21 protein-coding genes and 1 pseudogene are annotated in these 16701 nt (G+C 68.3%); 8 read left to right on the top strand and 14 right to left on the bottom strand.

From position 1 onward, the window contains the following. Positions 1–73 (bottom strand): hypothetical protein (locus B1790_RS35925; protein ID WP_327533729.1); only part of this gene is annotated, 73 nt, incomplete at its 3' end. A 59-nt stretch (positions 74–132) separates the two neighbouring features. On the opposite strand from B1790_RS35925, the gene B1790_RS27255 reads away from it, so the two are divergent. Next, positions 133–870 (top strand): MBL fold metallo-hydrolase, encoded by a 738-nt coding sequence (locus B1790_RS27255; RefSeq protein ID WP_079926418.1) that lies wholly within the window; start codon positions 133–135, stop codon positions 868–870. On the opposite strand, the gene B1790_RS27250 is transcribed toward B1790_RS27255, so the two are convergent. The 3 genes from B1790_RS27250 to B1790_RS27240 are packed head-to-tail and all read right to left on the bottom strand — an operon-like array spanning position 863 to position 2783. Further along, positions 863–1153 (bottom strand): hypothetical protein, encoded by a 291-nt coding sequence (locus tag B1790_RS27250; protein ID WP_233165336.1) that lies wholly within the window; start codon positions 1151–1153, stop codon positions 863–865. The genes B1790_RS27255 and B1790_RS27250 overlap by 8 nt on opposite strands. Positions 1154–1173: 20 nt before the next feature. Continuing rightward, the gene (locus B1790_RS27245) at positions 1174–2289 is read right to left on the bottom strand and encodes an LLM class flavin-dependent oxidoreductase (protein ID WP_079926417.1); all 1116 of its coding nucleotides are present in this window, start codon (positions 2287–2289) and stop codon (positions 1174–1176) included. Then, entirely contained in the window at positions 2286–2783 is a 498-nt protein-coding gene (locus B1790_RS27240; protein ID WP_079926424.1) for a GNAT family N-acetyltransferase, read from the bottom strand. The genes B1790_RS27245 and B1790_RS27240 overlap by 4 nt, the downstream gene beginning before the upstream one ends. Positions 2784–2900: 117 nt before the next feature. On the opposite strand from B1790_RS27240, the pseudogene B1790_RS27235 reads away from it, so the two are divergent. Next, positions 2901–3758, top strand: a pseudogene (locus B1790_RS27235) (SDR family oxidoreductase). 10 nt (positions 3759–3768) lie between these two features. Here B1790_RS27235 and B1790_RS34435 read toward each other — a convergent pair. From B1790_RS34435 to B1790_RS27200, 7 genes are read right to left on the bottom strand one after another with little or no spacing between them, the layout of a single operon-like run. Continuing rightward, positions 3769–4287 (bottom strand): hypothetical protein, encoded by a 519-nt coding sequence (locus B1790_RS34435; RefSeq protein ID WP_142271529.1) that lies wholly within the window; start codon positions 4285–4287, stop codon positions 3769–3771. A 31-nt stretch (positions 4288–4318) separates the two neighbouring features. Then, on the bottom strand, positions 4319–4693 hold the full coding sequence (locus B1790_RS27225; protein WP_079926415.1) for a hypothetical protein: 375 nt from the start codon (positions 4691–4693) through the stop codon (positions 4319–4321). After that, a complete protein-coding gene (locus tag B1790_RS27220) occupies positions 4694–5908 on the bottom strand; it encodes an O-succinylhomoserine sulfhydrylase (RefSeq protein ID WP_079926414.1) in 1215 nt (404 codons plus the stop codon). Then, positions 5905–6318, bottom strand: coding sequence for a rhodanese-like domain-containing protein (locus tag B1790_RS27215; protein ID WP_079926413.1), 414 nt, complete (start codon positions 6316–6318; stop codon positions 5905–5907). The genes B1790_RS27220 and B1790_RS27215 overlap by 4 nt, the downstream gene beginning before the upstream one ends. A gap of 19 nt (positions 6319–6337) precedes the next feature. Beyond that, positions 6338–6772 (bottom strand): lumazine-binding protein, encoded by a 435-nt coding sequence (locus B1790_RS27210; protein WP_079926412.1) that lies wholly within the window; start codon positions 6770–6772, stop codon positions 6338–6340. Continuing rightward, a complete protein-coding gene (locus B1790_RS27205) occupies positions 6769–7869 on the bottom strand; it encodes an ATP-grasp domain-containing protein (RefSeq protein WP_079926411.1) in 1101 nt (366 codons plus the stop codon). The genes B1790_RS27210 and B1790_RS27205 overlap by 4 nt, the downstream gene beginning before the upstream one ends. A 22-nt stretch (positions 7870–7891) precedes the next feature. Further along, entirely contained in the window at positions 7892–8206 is a 315-nt protein-coding gene (locus tag B1790_RS27200; RefSeq protein WP_079926410.1) for a UBP-type zinc finger domain-containing protein, read from the bottom strand. Positions 8207–8260: 54 nt separating this feature from the next. On the opposite strand from B1790_RS27200, the gene B1790_RS27195 reads away from it, so the two are divergent. From B1790_RS27195 to B1790_RS27185, 3 genes are read left to right on the top strand one after another with little or no spacing between them, the layout of a single operon-like run. Continuing rightward, a complete protein-coding gene (locus tag B1790_RS27195; RefSeq protein WP_233165335.1) occupies positions 8261–9856 on the top strand; it encodes a Na+/H+ antiporter in 1596 nt (531 codons plus the stop codon). Between the two features lie 26 nt (positions 9857–9882). Next, the gene (locus B1790_RS27190; RefSeq protein WP_079926409.1) at positions 9883–11091 is read left to right on the top strand and encodes a cytochrome P450; all 1209 of its coding nucleotides are present in this window, start codon (positions 9883–9885) and stop codon (positions 11089–11091) included. A 12-nt stretch (positions 11092–11103) separates the two neighbouring features. Next, complete coding sequence (locus B1790_RS27185; protein WP_079926408.1) at positions 11104–11292, top strand: ferredoxin; 189 nt, start codon at positions 11104–11106, stop codon at positions 11290–11292. Here the strand turns inward: B1790_RS27185 and B1790_RS27180 are convergent. The 3 genes from B1790_RS27180 to B1790_RS27170 are packed head-to-tail and all read right to left on the bottom strand — an operon-like array spanning position 11272 to position 13889. After that, entirely contained in the window at positions 11272–11937 is a 666-nt protein-coding gene (locus B1790_RS27180) for a hypothetical protein (RefSeq protein ID WP_233165334.1), read from the bottom strand. The two genes, B1790_RS27185 and B1790_RS27180, sit on opposite strands and share 21 nt — an antisense overlap. Positions 11938–11970: 33 nt before the next feature. Beyond that, positions 11971–12597 carry a PaaI family thioesterase gene (locus B1790_RS27175; protein ID WP_079926407.1) on the bottom strand — a complete coding sequence of 209 codons (627 nt, stop codon included), beginning with the start codon at positions 12595–12597 and terminating at the stop codon, positions 11971–11973. Beyond that, entirely contained in the window at positions 12594–13889 is a 1296-nt protein-coding gene (locus tag B1790_RS27170) for an adenylosuccinate synthase (protein WP_079926406.1), read from the bottom strand. The genes B1790_RS27175 and B1790_RS27170 overlap by 4 nt, the downstream gene beginning before the upstream one ends. A gap of 90 nt (positions 13890–13979) precedes the next feature. On the opposite strand from B1790_RS27170, the gene B1790_RS27165 reads away from it, so the two are divergent. From B1790_RS27165 to B1790_RS27155, 3 genes are all read left to right on the top strand, one after another. Then, complete coding sequence (locus B1790_RS27165; protein ID WP_079926405.1) at positions 13980–14588, top strand: peptidase M50; 609 nt, start codon at positions 13980–13982, stop codon at positions 14586–14588. Positions 14589–14641: 53 nt separating this feature from the next. Then, positions 14642–15424 carry a site-2 protease family protein gene (locus tag B1790_RS27160; RefSeq protein WP_079926404.1) on the top strand — a complete coding sequence of 261 codons (783 nt, stop codon included), beginning with the start codon at positions 14642–14644 and terminating at the stop codon, positions 15422–15424. A 13-nt stretch (positions 15425–15437) separates the two neighbouring features. After that, a partial coding sequence (locus tag B1790_RS27155) for an FUSC family protein (protein ID WP_079926403.1) occupies positions 15438–16701 on the top strand: 1264 nt, incomplete at its 3' end.

Raw genomic sequence — 16701 nt, 5'->3', positions numbered from 1 at the left:
CGGCCAGCTCGACGAGTTCACGCGGGGCGAACTGTTCCGCCGACGCCTTGTATCCCAACTTGAGTTCAGCCACGCTTCTTTTCTACTCCTGGGGCCGACGGGATATTCCACCCGTCTCGTTACACTCCTCGCATGGCGGCCCTGACAGCCATCACCGACTCCGTGCACTTCGCCCAGACCGACCTGGTCAACTGGACGCTTGTCACCGATGGCAGTGGTGTTGTGATCATCGATGCTGGCTTCCCAGGTCAACGCGACGAAGTCCTCGACTCGGTGCGTCAGCTTGGCTTCGACGTCGACGACATTCACGCGATCCTGCTCACCCACGCCCACGTCGACCATTTCGGCTCGGCGATTTGGTTTGCGAAAACCCATGGCACGCCGGTGTTTTGCCATGCCAGCGAGGTGGGACACGCCCATCGCGAGTACCTCGAGCAAGTGTCACCGATCGCCCTTGCCGCCAAGGCCTGGCAGCCGAAGTATCTGAAGTGGTCCTTCGACATCACCCGCGTCGGCGCGCTGACGCGCGCTGCCATTCCCACCGCGCATGCCCTCACCGAAGAGGTGGCGGCGGCATTGCCCGGCACGCCGACGGCCATTCCGACGCCCGGCCACACCGGCGGGCACTGCTCGTACGTCGTCGACGGCGTACTGGTCAGCGGCGACGCCTTGGTCACCGGACACCCGGTGTCGGCGCACCGCGGACCGCAACTGCTTCCTGGTCTGTTCAACCACGATCAGGCCGCCTGCGTCCGCAGCCTCTCGGCGCTGGGAATGCTCGACACCGAGGTGCTGCTGCCGGGTCACGGCCCGGCCTGGCGGGGCTCGGTCCGCGAGGCGGCGACGCAAGCCGCGGCCGCAGCTAGGTAAGTAGTTCGTAGCCGAGCAAGAAGATCCCGGTCAGCAGGAAGCCGCAGCCCACCACGATCGTCGGCATCAGAATCGTCTGGTCGAGTTCTTCGGGGTCGCGCGCATCCGAGGCAACGGGCCCGTAGAGGGCGCTGCCGACCGACGACTCTCGAAACTTGCTCAGCGCCCGGCCGACTCGCTCGTTGGGGCGCTTGCCGACGTGGGAGCGCAGCCCCACCCCGGCAACGAAGGTCAGCAGGCCGGCGACCAGTATCAGCCAGCCCACCATCAGCTCAGAGAGCACGGTTTTCAGCGTAGCCGCCCCTACAACCCCCACCGCTTGGCGATCAGTTCGTGCGACCGCAACCGGTCGGCGTGACGGTGCGTGACAGAGGTGACCACCAGTTCGTCGGCACCACTGAGCCGCCGCAACGCGTCGAGTCGATGGGCGACCTGATCGGGGTCGCCGACGAATTGTGTTGCGGTGCGATCCTTGACCACTTCCAGCTGCTCGGCCGTCAACGGCCTCGCTGAGGCCGGGTCGGGGTACGGCACGGCGCCGTCGCCCGCACGGATGGCGTAGACCCACTGTCCGTAGCTCGACGCGAGCTGTTCGGCGGTGGCGGTGTCGTCGGCCACCACGACGTCCGCGGACACCACGACGTAGGGCTCGGGAAGCGCGGCCGACGGTTGAAAGTTCTCGCGGTACACGTCGACTGCCTCGAGCGCCGTCGCAGGCGTGATGTGGTAGCTCGCGACGAACGGGAGACCGAACTTCGCAGCCGCCCTTGCACTCTGGCCCTTGCTGCTGCCGAACACCCACGGCCGCAACGCAGCTCCCTCCCCTGGTACGGCGTGCACCTCGACGTCACCAACGCGGTAGCTGCCGTCGAGCATGGCGAGGATGTCGGCGACCTGGTCGGCGAAGTCCGGGGCGTCGGCATTGGGCTGCTGCAACACCGACATGCGGGCCCGCAGGCGCGGGTTGCTCATCATGGCGCTCAGGTTGAACGGCGTCGGGATGACGACGCCGTCGACCTCGTGCCAGGCGCGGGGAGACTTCGCCAGACCGTCGGGCTTCGTTCCGGCGATCTCCTCGCGGCGGCGCTGGCCCGAGCGCCCCACCCCGAGGTCGACGCGACCGGGGTACAGCGCGTCGAGGATGCCGAAGCTCTCCACCACCGCCACGGCCGTGGTGTAGCCGAGCTGGACGGCGGCGGCACCGATCTGGATGCGCCCGGTTGCCGCGGCCAGTTGGCCGATCAGCACGGCGGGCGACGAACTCGCCACGGAGACGAAGTGGTGCTCTGCGAGCCAGTACCGGCGATAGCCCCAGCGTTCGGCGTGCCGAGCGAGGTCGACGGTGTTGCGCAGCGCAGTGGCGGCGTCGCCGCCCTCGCTGATCGGCGCGAGGTCGAGGATCGACAGCGGCACGGTCACGGCTGCAGCTCCTTCGCGAAGGCAATCGGGTAGACGTCGCCGTCGGCAGGCAGCGGTTCGGCGAGTCTGGTGTAGCCGGCCGCCAGGTAGAGGGCCTCGGCCTCCGGCTGGCGGTCACCGGTGGTCAGATAGACGCGCCGGTAGCCGCGCTCGACGATCGCGGCCTCGAGTTGGACCAGCAGCACCCGCGCCAGCCCGCGGCGTCGGTGGCCGCTGTTGGTCCAGATGCGCTTGAGTTCGGCCGTGTGCTCGTCGAAGCGGCAGAACGCACCACCCGTCACGGGTGTGCCGTCGATCAGCCCGATCAACATGCCGCCCGTTGGCGCTTCGAACTGGGCCGCCGGAAAGCTGCGCAGCCACGAGGTCACCGTCGCGGGTGTGCCGCCGTAGCGGGTGGAGTACTCGACGGCGAGCTCGGCCATCAGCGGCTCGGCCAGCTCGTCGTCCTGGCCGACGGTGACGAAGCGCAGTCCGTCGACGGTGGGCAGAGTCATCACCCTCATGTCTACCGCGAAGTGCGCGCCCGCATTCCGCGCAGCCGCCATCAGCTCGTGCTGATCGAAACAACTCGCTCTTGGGATACAAACTTGACACGTGTAAAGTTTGGCTCCATGGACAACATCAGGGGCAGAACCGTCGCCATCACCGGAGCCGCCCGCGGCATCGGACACGCCACCGCCAAGGCTCTTCTCAACCGCGGCGCGCGGGTGGTCATCGGCGACCGCGACGTCGCGGTGCTCGAATCGGCAGTGACCGGGCTGGCCAAGTACGGCCAGGTCACCGGCTATCCCCTCGACGTGACCGACCGGGAATCGTTCGAGATGTTCCTCGACAAGGCGCGCACCGACGGCGACGGCCACATCGACGTCCTGATCAACAACGCGGGAGTCATGCCCGTCGGCCCGTTCCTCGAACAGTCCGAGCAATCGATCCGCTCGAGCATCGAGGTCAACTTCTACGGCGTGCTCACCGGCTGCCAACTGGTGTTGCCCGAGATGGTGCGCCGCCGCCGCGGACACGTCGTCAACATCGCGTCGATGGCGGGCATGGTCGCGGTACCCGGCTAGGTCGTCTACGCCGGAACCAAGTTCGCCGTCGTCGGCCTCACCACCGCCATGGCCGACGAGTTCGCGCCGCAGGGCGTCGAGGTCACCTGCATCCTGCCGACGTTCACCAACACCGAGCTGATCTCGGGTACCAAGAACACCGGTGCACAGAAGCCGGTCGAACCCGAGGACATCGCGGCGGCGATCGTGAAGTCACTCGACAAGCCGAAGACCCACGTGTCGGTGCCCGGCCCGCTGCGGTTCGTCGGCGCCGTCACCTCGATGCTCGGACCGCGCGGCAGGCGTTGGCTGTCCAAGCAGATGGGCAACGACCACGTCTTCCTGCAGTTCGACACCACGGCGCGCAAGGCCTACGAGGACCGCGCGCAGGCTGCGGTCGGCGTGCTCGAGAAGTCGGACTAGCCCGCGCGCTCTAGAACAGGGGCTCGGTCACGTAGACGTCCAGCGGGCGTACCAGCAGTTCCGACGCCACGGGCGTGAACCGGAAGAACGAGTAGTCGATCGAGCACGTCGGCCGACACGTCTCGATGCTGAACTGGCCCAACATGTCTCGGTGCCACGGCAGCCCAGCGCGATGGGCGCGAGCCCGCTCGATCTCGCAGACGAACGGCTCCCAGTCGAAGGCGTCGAGCAGCTCGTTCCAGCCACCCGCAAGCGGGTAGACGGTGTCGGCGAGCAGGTATCCGTGGAACACCTGCTCCTCGTCGACGGTTGGCGGGCTCGCCACGTCGGCGGTCTGCAGGTACCAGCTGGCCGAGTCGGCGACGGCGTCACCGTGCACCATGCGGCTCAGCGTCATCACGACGCTCAGCTCGGCGCGCGCCTCGTCCTCCGACTCGTACACCCGAGGAACCTCGATCGACTCGGAGGCGCCGGTGAAGCGATCCGGTGTCCCGTGCAGGTAGTACACCAGGTGATCCGAGCCCGACATGGGACGAGAGTACGTGCGGGCACCGACAAGCTCAGCCCGCCCGGTGAGCCTCGAACTCGTCGAGGCGGGCGAGCAGCTCGTCGACGGTGAGCGCCACGTCGCCGTCATCCTCACCCGAACCGACGAGGATGACGTGCGGCTCGTCGGGGTCGGTCAGCCAGATCCGGGTCACCGGCTCGACCGACTCGTCCTCGTCATCCTCGACGGCCGACGGCGAGTAGTACCAGGTGACGAAGTCGTCGGTCGAGAAGTCGTGGTCGAATTCCCAACCGCGCGGGATGATCTCGTTCGCGATGCGCGCCACGCCCTTGATCTCGGCGTGCAGCTCGTCGGGCAACCACCTGTCGTTGCGCGCGACCGCCCGCTTCTTGCGGCGTGCCTTCTTGGCCGCTGTAGCACGCGACACCTAGCTCAGCGCCCGATCCAGGTCCGCGATGAGATCCTCGGTGCCCTCGAGCCCGATCGACACCCGCACCACCGCGTCGCCAAGACCGATCGCGGCCCGACCCTCCGGGCCCATCGCGCGATGCGTCGTCGTGGCCGGGTGGGTGATCAACGACTTGGCGTCGCCCAGATTGTTCGAAATGTCGATCACCCGAAGCTTGTCGAGCACCTCGAACGCACTCTGCTTGGTGCCGCCGGCCAACTCGAAGGTCACCACCGTGCCGCCGCCACGCATCTGACGCTTGGCCAGGTCGTACTGCGGATGGCTCTCCAAGAACGGGTACTTCACCCACGACACCGCCGAATGGTCCTGCAGGAATTCCGCGACCCGCTGCGCCGAGGCGTTCGAGTAATTCACCCGCACCGCCATCGTCTCGAGACCCTTGAGCATCGTCCACGCGTTGAACGCACTGATCGCGGGTCCGGTGTGGCGCATCAGCTTCTGCACCGGCCCATCGACGAACTCCTTGTCACCAAGGATGGCGCCACCGAGCACCCGGCCCTGGCCGTCGATGTGCTTGGTGCCGGAGTACACGACGACGTCAGCGCCAAGCGGCATGCCCTGCTGCAGCAGCGGCGTCGCGAAGACGTTGTCCAGCACCACCTTTGCGCCCGCCGCATGGGCGAGGTCGGAGACCGCGGCGATGTCGACCAACGACTGCATCGGGTTGGACGGCGTCTCGAAGAACACCGCCTGAGTGGGGACCGACAGTGCCTCCTCCCACTGCGCGAGGTCCTCGCCGTCGACGAAGACGACCTCGACACCCCAGCGCGGCAGGATCTCGCTGCACACCACGAAGCACGAACCGAACAGGCTACGAGCGGCGACCAGTCGATCGCCTGCACCGAGAAGGGCACCGAGGGCGGTGAAGACCGCCGCCATGCCCGTTGCCGTCGCGAACGCCGCTGGCGCACCCTCGATCAGCCGAAGGCGCTCCTCGAACATCGAGATCGTCGGGTTGCCGTAGCGCGAGTAGACATACCGGTCGATCTCGCCGGTGAACGCCTTCTCCGCGTCGGCCGCCGAGGAGTACACGTAACCCGACGTCAGATACAACGCCTCGGAGGTCTCCTCGAACTCCGACCGCAGCAGACCACCACGCACGCCGATGGTCGCCTGGCTGACACCGTCGGGCAACGCCTTGGGGATGCGGACGCTCGGCACTGGTTCGCTCATGACTGCCTCCACGGCAGGCCGACGGCCTTCCAGCCGGTGGTGCCGCGATGGCCCGCCTCGTCGAGGTTGCCCTCGAACCCGTCGAGCACGTTGAAGGACGGCGTCATCCCCGCCCCGGTGGCGGCCTCGGCCGCACCGATGGAGCGATTCCCGGAGCGACACAGGAAGACCACCGGACGCTCACCGGGAGTCACCCCGGCGGACATCAGATCGTCGACGAAGCGGTCGTTGTGCGAACCGTCGGAGCGATTCCACTCGACGTAGAGGACGTCGCGCCGCAGCGAGGACACGTCGGGGACGCCGACGAAGCGCCACTCGGCCTCGGTGCGACAGTCGACCAGCACGGCCTCGGGATCGTCCGCCAACAGCTTCCACGCCTCTTCAGGGGTGATGTCTCCCGCATAACTCACGACCGCGAGTGTCCCATATCTAGCCGGTGCAAACCTTCCAGGCTCCGTCCTCCTGGACGAAGTTCACGTCGCCGGGAGTCTTCGTCTCGGCGGTCTTGTCGAAGTGATAGGTCACCGTGGCCGACGCGCGCGCACCGTCGACGGTGATGTCGGTGACGTCGTCGAGGTAGCGCTCGCCGTTCTTGGTCACCGAGTCCCGTTGGCGCGCCAGGAAGTCCGCCTCGGACCCGTGCTTCGCGCGGCAGGTGAAGTCACGGAACTTGCCGTAGTCCTGGCGTTGCATCGCGTCGTTCTGCCCGACGGCCGCCTTCGCCACCTGGTCCCCCGGTGTCGTGGTGTCCGACCCGAACACGTTGAACAGGACGATTCCGAGGATGACGATCGCGAAGACCGCCAACCCACCGAGGAACGGAGCGAGCGTCGGGCGGTCGGGCTCGGGTTCGGGCTCGCTCACGACCCGAGTCCGTGCACGACGGCCGACACCCGGTGGGCCCGATCGCGGGCCCTGACCACGTCGGGGGCCGTCGCGATCGCGGCCGACGTCGTCGCGAGAAGTCGAACGTCGCTCTCCGGCACCTCGAGGGCTTCCTTCAGTGCGCCCGCCGAGACGTCCCGGCGAGCGCCGGTCCGCGCGGCCGCCGGCGAGATCATGATCGTGTCGAGTGACAGCCCGAGGATGGCCCTGGCATGCAACTCGTACTGCGAAAGTCGTTGCGAGCGAAGGGTTACCAGCCCCACGTCGGACGGTTGCGCGTCAACGGTGGTGAAGTACACCTCGTCGCCGTGCACCAGCAGTTCGACGGCGAACACCCCGCGTCCGCCAAGCGAGTGGACGATGCGGGCCGCAATGGAACGCGCGGCATCCAGCGCGGCGAGCGACAACCGCTGCGGCTGCCACGTCTCCAGCGGTTGGCCGTCACCCGTCCGGTGTCCGATCGGTTCGCAGAACTGCACCGCGGGCCCGGACGGCTCGGTGGTGCGCACCGTCAGCAACGTGACCTCTTCGTCGACCTCGACGACGGTCTCGGCCATCACCCGATTGGGCGGCGTCGGCAGCGCCGCGGCCGCCAGCTGCCAGGCCGCGTCCACGTCGTCGGCACGCGTCACCACCGACTGACCGTCGGTCACCGTGCCGAACAGCGGAGTGACCACCAGGGGGAAGCCTGCATGGTCGGCCACCGCGGCCAGTTCCTCGGCCGACGACGCGAACCAGAACGGCACGGTCGGAAGGCCCAGCTCGTCGCCTGCCAGCTTGCGAAGCCCCTCGCGATCGGCGCCGAGACGGGTGGCACGCGGCGTCGGGAACACCTCGACCGACTCGCGCTCGGCCGCGGCGATGAGCACCGCGGGTGACACCTCGTGGGACACGGCGACGACGTAGTCCGGCTGGTGTTCGTCGAGCAGGGCGGTCATCGCGTCGGCGTCGGCGCACTCGTCGACGCGGACGGCCGCGACCCCGAGGCGTTCGAAGGCCAGCGCCAACTCGGGACCGGTGTCCCCGCTGCCGAGGAGCAGGACCGTAGTGGAGGGTCGCTCGGTGCTTTCACTCATCGCCTGTCACCCTGCCAGACGCTCAGCCGAGCCGGATGTCGACGTAGCACCACCGCCAGCTCTCCCCCGGCTCCACCGACCGCATGACCGGGTGCTCGGTCTCGTGGAAGTGCCGGTTGGCGTGCTTGTGCCGGCTCGAGTCGCAGCAGCCGACGTGCCCACAAGTCAGGCACATCCGAAGGTGCGCCCAGGTACTCTCACCGAGTTCTTCGCATTCCTGGCACATGCCCGGCGTCCGAGGTTCCGGCTCGGCGGCGTCGACGGCCTCGGCCAAGTGCTCGCACGTCGACGGGGCCGGCGGGGAATTCACGTCGCGCTGTCGCGTTCTCCTCCGCATGCCGTCAACAATAGGGCGGCCACAGTCGGGTCATGGACAGAAGGGTTTGGCAGCGTGGGTGGAGCCTCATTGCTCGCGGTGCTCGTGGCGTCGGTGTTACTCGCCGGGATCGCGCGCCGATACGACGTCTCGGGACCGTTGGCGCTGGTCGTCGCCGGTCTGCTCGCGGGTCTGATCCCCGGCGTCGACGGCATCGAACTGGAACCGGACCTGGTGCTGTTCGTCATCCTGCCGCCCCTGCTGTGGTCGGCGGGCCTCGAGAGCAGCTACGTCGCGATGCGCAAGAACACCCGCAGGATCGGCCTACTGGCGGTCGGCCTGCCCCTGGTGACCACCTTCGCCGTCGGCATCGTCGCCTATCACACGGTGCCCGAGTTGACCCTCGCCGCGGCTCTGACCCTCGGCGCCATCGTGGCACCACCCGACGCGGTCTCCGCAACGGCCATCGGGCGCAGGCTCGGTCTGCCACGCCAGATCATGACCCTGCTCGGTGGCGAGAGCCTGCTCAACGACGCCACGGCGCTGACCGCATACAAGGTCGCCCTCGCGGCGGCGATCGGCACTGCGAGCAGCTGGGGCACACCGGTGTTCACCTTCGCCCTCGCCGCGGTCGGTGGCACCGTAATCGGTCTGGCGACGGGCTCGCTCATCGTCTACGTCAGGACCTGGCTCGGCGACTCGTTGGTGGAGAGCGCCATCGGCCTCGTCGCGCCCTTCTTCATCTACCTGCTCGCCGAGGAAGTCCACGGCTCCGGTGTGATCGCCGTTGTCGTCGCGGCACTGATCCTCGGCCAGCGCTCGACGAAGGCCAGCTACGCCACCCGCCTTCAGGACACCGCGGTGTGGAAGACGCTGCAGTTCGTCCTCGAGTCGTTCGCCTTCCTCCTGATCGGTCTGCAGCTGCCGACGGTGGTCGCCGAGCTGAAGGGCATCTCCGCCCAGGTGTTGGCGATCGCCTCGGCGGCGGTGCTGGCGACCGTGATCGGCGTCCGGATCGTCTGGGTGTTCCTGATGGCCTACGTGCCGCGCAAGCTGTCGCGCCGCATCAGGGAGAACGAGGAGGCGCCAACCAAGTCCCAGGTGTTCATCGTCGCCTGGGCGGGGATGCGCGGCGTGGTGTCGCTGGCCGCCGCGTTCGCCGTGCCCGTCACCACGCTGTCGGGCGAGGAGTTCCCCGGCCGACCGCAGCTGGTGTTCCTCACCTTCGTGGTCGTCGTCGGCACGCTGCTGCTGCACGGGTTGACTCTGCCGTGGATCATCAAGGTGCTCGACGTGCCCGGCGACGACGCCCACCAGGACGCCCTCGCCGAGGCCGCCGCCCAGACCAAGGCGGCCCAGGCCGCCGCCGACCGGCTCGACGAGATCATGGCCCGTCAGCACCCGGACACCGACGTCCCCGAACGTGCCGCCACGATCCTGCGCCACTGGAACGACCGCCGCAGCAACGCCGCGTGGGAACAGTTGGGGCGCGGCGACGACGAGATCGGCGAGGGTCCCGCGGCGGCCTTCCGGCGGTTGCGCCTCGAGATGCTCAGAGCCGAGCGGGAGACGTTCATCGCCGAGCGCGACGCCGGCCGGATCGACGACGAAGTGCTCAGATCGGTGCTGCGGGGACTTGACCTCGAGGAAGCGACGCTCGACCGCGACTAGGCGATCGCGTCGGTACCGTCGAAGTCATGACCACATCGGCTCCCTCGTTGCCCCCCGTGCACATGCGCCGCGACGCCTTCGACCCCACGCCCGAGCTGGGTGAAATCCGCCGGGGCGCCGGCGTCGAGCGGGTGGTCAACGCGTTGGGCGTACCGGTGTACCTGGTCACCAGGCACGACGACGTCAAGCGGGTGCTGTCCGACCACGAGTACTTCTCCAACTCGCGGCCGCCGGGGTTCGTGGTTCCCGGAGCTCCGGTGATGTCCGACGAGGAAGTGGCGAGCAACAGGGCGGGCAACCTGCTTGGCCTCGACCCGCCGGAACACCAGCGGTTGCGCCGCATGCTGACACCGGAGTTCACCATCCGCCGGATCAAGCGGCTGGAGCCAAGGATCACCGACATCGTCACCGAACACCTCGACGCAATGGAGGCCGCCGGGTCGCCGGTCGACCTCGTCGAGAACTTCGCCCTGCCGATCCCGTCACTGGTCATCTGCGAGTTGCTCGGCGTGCCCTATGAGGACCGTGCCGACTTCCAGGCCCGCTCGGTGCGCCAGCTCGACCTGTCGCTGCCGATCCCCGAGCGGCTCGAGATGCAGCGCCAAGGCCGCGCCTACATGCAGTCCCTGGTGACGCGCGCCCGCAGCCAGCCCGGCGACGACATCCTCGGCATGCTGGTCCGCGAGCACGGCGACGAACTCACCGACGACGAGCTCATCGGCATCGCCAGCCTGCTGCTGCTCGCAGGCCACGAGACGACCTCGAACATGCTCGGGTTGGGCACCCTCGCCCTGTTGCGGCATCCCGACCAATTGGCCGCCGTGCGCGACGATCCCGACGCCGTCGGCCCGGCCGTCGAGGAGATGCTGAGGTGGCTGTCGATCGTGCACACCTCGATCCCCCGGGTCACCACGACCGACGTCGAAATCAACGGAGTGGCGATCCCCGAGGGCCAGCTGGTCTTCGCCTCGTTGCCGTCGGCCAACCGGGATCCCGAATTCACCGACGTCCCAGACGCTTTCGACATTCACCGCGGCGCCGCGGGACACCTCGCGTTCGGCCACGGCGTGCACCACTGCCTCGGCGCACCGCTCGCGCGGATGGAGATGCGGATCGCCTGGCCCGCATTGTTCCGCCGCTTTCCGAAGCTCGCGCTGGCCGAGGACTTCGACGACGTCCATTTCCGCTCGTTCCACTTCATCTACGGCCTGCGCTCGCTGGCCGTCAGTTTCTAGGAGGTCGGGCACGTGAAGCTCGCAGCCAACCGTGACGCCTGCATTTCGTCGGGCAACTGCGTGATGACCTCCGAAGCGCTGTTCGACCAGGACGACGACGGCGTGGTGGTGATCCTCGCCGAGGACGTGCCGGAAGCCGAGGAGGACCACGCCCGCGAAGCGGTCCACATCTGCCCGGCGTCAGTGCTCCGACTGGTGTGAGTCCCGCCTGTTGAGGACGAACAGGCTGACCACCATCACCCATGCCGGGAAGGCCAGCGCGATCCACATGCTGACGTCCGCGGAGAGCAGCACCGCCGCCACCACGGCGTACGTCGTCATCACCAACCAGCGCGGCATCAGGCCCGTCTTCAACCAGATGGTGGCCAGCGACATCATGAACACCGCCGCCATCCGCAGCGCGTAGGTCTTGGTCAAGGTCATTATCAGCACCTGACCGAAGGCGACGACCTCGGCGTGAGCGGCCGCGTCGGCGGTGAGGGGATGGCCAGTCGACAGCGCCACCCCCACCGCGCTGGCGACGAACGTCATCGCGAGGAACAGCAGACCGCTGCCGATGAACACCGACGAGAAGAACTTGTCCTCGTAGTGGCCGAAGCCGTCGCGCACCACCCCGATGAACCACAGGAACATGACACCGGCGAAGGGCATCAGAAGGGCCGCGACGTGGATCTTGCCCCGGCCGGATTCGATCCACGAGGTGCCGATGTCGGGGTGCTCGGGCAGCGACGTCCGAATCAGGATGAGGGCGGCGCCGAACAGCAGCGCGAACAACACGCCCGCCACCGCCGCGGCACGTGGCGTCGACAGCTTGCGTAGGTGTCGTGGGGCTTGCTCGTCGGTCACCGCGTCATGGTGACACGCGCATCGGGATTTGGGTCAGGGTTGACCGGGGAGAAGCCGGATCATCAACCCGTTGGCCTCCGCGCACAACGTGCCGTCGGGCCTGCGCAGTTCGGCGTTGACGAACGCCTTGCGCCCGTCGGTCTCCCGGATCCAGCCGGTCGCGGTCAGCGTCGTGTCGATCGGCGTGACGTTGCGGTAGTCGACGTGCAGGAAGGCGGTGCGGCTGATCGGTCGGCCCGCCGCGTGGATCACCATGCCGAATATCGAGTCGAAGAGCAGCGGGAGCACTCCGCCGTGCACGGCGGAGTTGCCGCCGACGTGAAAACGACTGAACTGCACGTTCAATTCGATGCCGTCGGACTCGAACTTGGTGATGTCGTACGGCGGCATCAGCAGGCTGCCCGAGCCGGGGAGATCGGGCATCCGCGAGGCTGGCCCCACGCCCTCCGGCGCCTCGGACGGAGTGAGCAGCGCGACGAGCTCGGCGACGCGGGCGGCGGCCTCGACCCAGGTGTCACTGTCCGGATCGGCCGACACCGCGAGGTCCTGCAGTCGCCGCATCGACGCCAGGAACGGACCGAATCCCGGTCCGGGATCGGCTGGTTCGAAGAGCGGGAACCCGCCGTGGCGCTCGTAGTCCGGGTCGTCTGGTTCAGTCACCTGGCGGCCAGGATGTCCCGACGCACGATCGTCTGCTCTCGACCGGGGCCGACGCCGATGCACGAAACATGCGCTCCGGCAAGCTCTTCCAGCCGCAGAACGTAGTCGCGTGCCTTGGCGGGCAGCTCGTCGAAGGTGCGGCAGGAGCTGATGTCCTCCCACCACCCCGGCAGCTCTTCGTACACCGGCTGGGCAATCGCGATGTCGCTCTGCGTCATCGGCATCTCGTCGGTGCGCTTGCCGTTGACGGTGTACCCGACGCACACCGGCACCGTCTCCAAGCTCGACAGGACGTCAAGCTTGGTGAGGAAGTAGTCGGTGATGCCGTTGACCCGGGTGGCGTAGCGCGCGATGACCGCGTCGAACCAGCCGCAGCGGCGGGCCCGGCCGGTGGTGACGCCGACTTCCCCGCCGGTCTTGGACAGGTACGCACCGAACTCGTCGAACAGCTCCGTCGGGAACGGGCCGGACCCGACGCGCGTGGTGTACGCCTTCAGGATTCCCAGCACCGTCGTGATCTTGGTCGGTCCGATGCCAGAGCCGACGGACGCGCCGCCCGCCGTCGGATTCGAGGACGTCACAAAGGGATACGTGCCGTGGTCGACGTCGAGCAGCGTGCCCTGGGAGCCCTCGAGCAGCACCGTCTCGCCGCGCTCGAGCGCGGCGTTCAGCAGCAGCCGGGCGTCGGCGATGCGGTGCTTGAAGCCCTCGGCCTGCTCGAGCAGCGCGTCGCGCACCTCGTGCGGATCCAGCGCCTTGCGGTTGTAGATCTTGACGAGCACCTGGTTCTTGAATTCCAGTGCGGCGTCGACCTTTTGGGTCAGCGAATCCGGATCGAGCACGTCGGCGACCCGAATGCCGATGCGCGCGATCTTGTCCTGGTAACAGGGTCCGATGCCGCGACCGGTCGTACCGATCTTCTTGCTGCCCATGTACCGCTCGGTCACCTTGTCGATGGCGACGTGATACGGCATCAGCAGATGCGCGTCAGCGGAGATGAGCAGCCGCGACGTGTCGACGCTGCGGTCCTCGAGCCCCTTGAGTTCGGCGAGCAGCACGCCGGGGTCGACCACCACACCGTTGCCGATGACGTTGGTGACACCGGGGGTCAGGATGCCCGACGGTATGAGATGAAGGGCGAAGTTCTCACCGTTGGGGAGGACGACGGTGTGCCCGGCGTTGTTCCCCCCTTGGTAACGAACAACCCACTGGACACGGCCACCGAGAAGATCGGTGGCCTTTCCCTTGCCCTCGTCGCCCCACTGGGCGCCGATGAGGACGATTGCCGGCATCGCGTTTCTCCCGCTCATCTGCCTCGAATACTGTGACAGCCGGTGACATACCCTATCCGACCTGACCCCCAGCTGTTTGCAAGGAGTGCGTTGGCGGCCTCAAACGCCGTGGTGTTGCGGTTCGGAGACCGCCGCGTCCCACGGCCCCTTGCACGCCTGTCGGTGGTCGACGTCACGGTGCCCACCGACGTCGACGACGCCGCAGAAGCGGACCGCCTCATCGTGCTCGGCACCGCAACGGATCTGGCGATCGTGCTGGCCAGGCTGCTGCGCGCCGATCGATTGGACGTCGAAGTCGCCCTCGTCCGACGGCCATGGGCGGCTCGGCGGGCACGCACCGGGACCGCGCGACGGGTGCCCCTGATTCGGGACGAGACGGGCGCCGTCCTGACCAGTTACGCGCTCTGGATGCCGCCGGAGGAATCCGCGCAGACGCTGACGGGCGAGGCCGTCGTCGACGATTTCCTGCTCTTCGACGGCGACGCGGCGGGCGTCCGGATCGAACCGACGACCGAACTGCCCGGACTGCGAGCTCGTGTGCTGAGCGGCGGACTGCGGCGTCGACGGTGGGTGACCGGCCGGGCCGCGCAGCTCGGCACCACCGGAGTGCTCGTCGTGCGCGACGGGGTGCGTGCCGCCCGTCCGGCGCGCAGGTCGACGTTCTACCGACACACGAAGGGCTGGCTGGCCGTCCGCTGACGAAGCGGAGCGAGGAGGCGGACCATCTGGCTCCGTCCAGTAGTTTCGTTTAGGTGAGCAACGTCCGTCCACTGCGCCAATCCGTGCGGCCAAGCCCGGTCTTCCTGGCCATCGTGGCGATCACGGTCGCCGGCGGAGTCGTCGCCTGGGTCGCCGGCGAACCCCGCTCGGCGCTGTCCTACGTCGGAACGTTCGTCTTCGTGGTGTTCGGTTGGCTGGTGTCGTTGTGCCTCCACGAGTTCGGCCACGCGTACACCGCCTGGCGCTACGGCGACCATGACGTCGAGGTGCGCGGATACCTGACGCTCAATCCCTTGAAGTATTCGAATCCGCTTCTTTCCCTTGGCATTCCGGTGCTCTTCATTGCCCTCGGCGGGATCGGACTGCCCGGCGGCGCGGTGTACGTCCGCACGTGGTCGATGACCAAGCGGCAACGCACCACGGTGAGCCTGGCCGGTCCGTTCGCCAACGTCGTGCTGGCGATCGTGCTGTTGTCGGTGACGGCGACGTTCTGGGATCCGGAGCACACGGTGTTCTGGGCGGCGATGGCCTTCCTCGGCTTCCTTCAGGTGACCGCGGTGCTGCTCAACCTGTTGCCGGTCCCCGGCCTCGACGGGTACGGCGCCCTGGAACCGCACCTCAAACCGGAGACCCAGCGACAGCTGGCACCGGTCAAGCAGTGGGGTTTCATCATCCTCTTCGTCTTGCTGATGGCCCCGATGCTCAACCAGTGGTTCTTCGGACTCGTGTTCTGGTTCGTCGACCTGTTTGGCGCCCCCGGCGGCCTGGTGGCGATCGGTGGTCAGCTGACGCGGTTCTGGTCCGCCTGGTTCTGAGACCGGTCCGCCCATGGTTTCCCGCTGGCCGCTTGCGGTGCGCGCGGCGACGAGCACTGCCATTCCCGTCCTCGTCGGCTCGGCGGTTGGCAACGTCGGCGCAGGCCTGATCGCCACCCTCGGTGCGTTCACCGCCCGCTTCGGCGGCGACCGGCCGTACCTCAACCGCGGCGTCCAACTGGCCGTCGTCTCGGTGTCGCTCGCGGCGGCGGTCGCCGTGGGGTCGTGGGCGGCGCAGGTGGCGTGGCTCGGCATCGCGGTGGTCTCGGTGGTGGGGGTCGCGGCGGTGTGGCTGTGCAACGCGCTGGCGGTGGGGCCGCCGGGGGCGTACGTGTTCGCGCTGGCCTGCGCGGCGGGCGTCGGCGTCTCGGCGGCCAAGCTGGCGCCGTGGCAGTTGGGTGCGCTGGTGCTCTGCGGCGGCTCCGTGGCGTGGCTCGTCCAAATGGCCGGCGCCCTACGTGAACGGCGCCGACCCGAGCGCGTCGCGGTCGCCGCGGCAGGCGCTGCGGTGGCGACGTACGTCGAGGCCGTGGGGTCGGCAGGCGAACCGGCTGCCCGACACCGAGCCGCAGCAGCTCTGCACGCGGCGTGGAACGCGCTCATCGGCTTCCAGCCCACCTCCGGCGCCGACGTCACGCTGCAACGGCTGAGGGCGGCCAACCATGCCCTGCACGTGTTGTTCGCCGACACCATGACGGCCACCGCCGTCGGCGAGGGCGCGTCACCGGATGCCGCCGAGGCCGCACGCCGGATCGGGGACCTGACGGCCGACCCGGCGACGGTGTCGACTCGCGCCACCGACCGGGCGACGCTCGGCCGACCGCGCGCCGCGGCACTGCTGCTTGCAGCTCTGCGACCCGGTTCGCACGTCAGGCACGTCATGGTTCGCGTCGCGATCGCCGCACCCCTGGCTGGCACGGCCGCCACGCTGCTGGGGATCGGCCATGCCTACTGGGCGATCGCGGCAGCCGTCCTGATCCTGCATCAGGGCGCCGATCGCAGTCGCACACTGCGGCGCGGCCTCGACCGGCTCGTCGGAACGTGGGTCGGGCTGATCCTCGCCGCAGGCATCCTCTGGCTGCACCCGCAGGGATGGTGGCTCGCCGTCATCCTGGCGGCACTGCAGTTGACGATCGAGATGCTCGTCGTCCGGCACTACGGGCTGGCCTCGGTGTTCATCACCGCCGCGGCCCTGACCATCGCAACCGGCAGCCACCGGGTCGACGTTGGCGAGCTGCTGCTGGCCCGCGGCAGCGACACCCTCGTCGGCTGCGCGG

This window comes from Mycobacterium sp. AT1 (genome assembly GCF_002043095.1).
GTDB lineage: Bacteria > Actinomycetota > Actinomycetes > Mycobacteriales > Mycobacteriaceae > Mycobacterium.
The sequence above is the reverse complement of the archived record's forward strand: the minus strand, read 5'-3'. Positions and strand labels throughout refer to the sequence as shown.

What these genes read in the sequence shown, in the direction of transcription:
- B1790_RS27255 (WP_079926418.1), top strand. Translation starts at nt 133, where the DNA reads ATGGCGGCCCTGACAGCCATCACCGACTCCGTGCACTTCGCCCAGACC.
- B1790_RS27240 (WP_079926424.1), bottom strand. Translation starts at nt 2,783, where the DNA reads ATGACTCTGCCCACCGTCGACGGACTGCGCTTCGTCACCGTCGGCCAG.
- B1790_RS34435 (WP_142271529.1), bottom strand. Translation starts at nt 4,287, where the DNA reads ATGTCGGGCTCGGATCACCTGGTGTACTACCTGCACGGGACACCGGAT.
- B1790_RS27220 (WP_079926414.1), bottom strand. Translation starts at nt 5,908, where the DNA reads ATGAGCGAACCAGTGCCGAGCGTCCGCATCCCCAAGGCGTTGCCCGAC.
- B1790_RS27205 (WP_079926411.1), bottom strand. Translation starts at nt 7,869, where the DNA reads ATGAGTGAAAGCACCGAGCGACCCTCCACTACGGTCCTGCTCCTCGGC.
- B1790_RS27200 (WP_079926410.1), bottom strand. Translation starts at nt 8,206, where the DNA reads ATGCGGAGGAGAACGCGACAGCGCGACGTGAATTCCCCGCCGGCCCCG.
- B1790_RS27190 (WP_079926409.1), top strand. Translation starts at nt 9,883, where the DNA reads ATGACCACATCGGCTCCCTCGTTGCCCCCCGTGCACATGCGCCGCGAC.
- B1790_RS27170 (WP_079926406.1), bottom strand. Translation starts at nt 13,889, where the DNA reads ATGCCGGCAATCGTCCTCATCGGCGCCCAGTGGGGCGACGAGGGCAAG.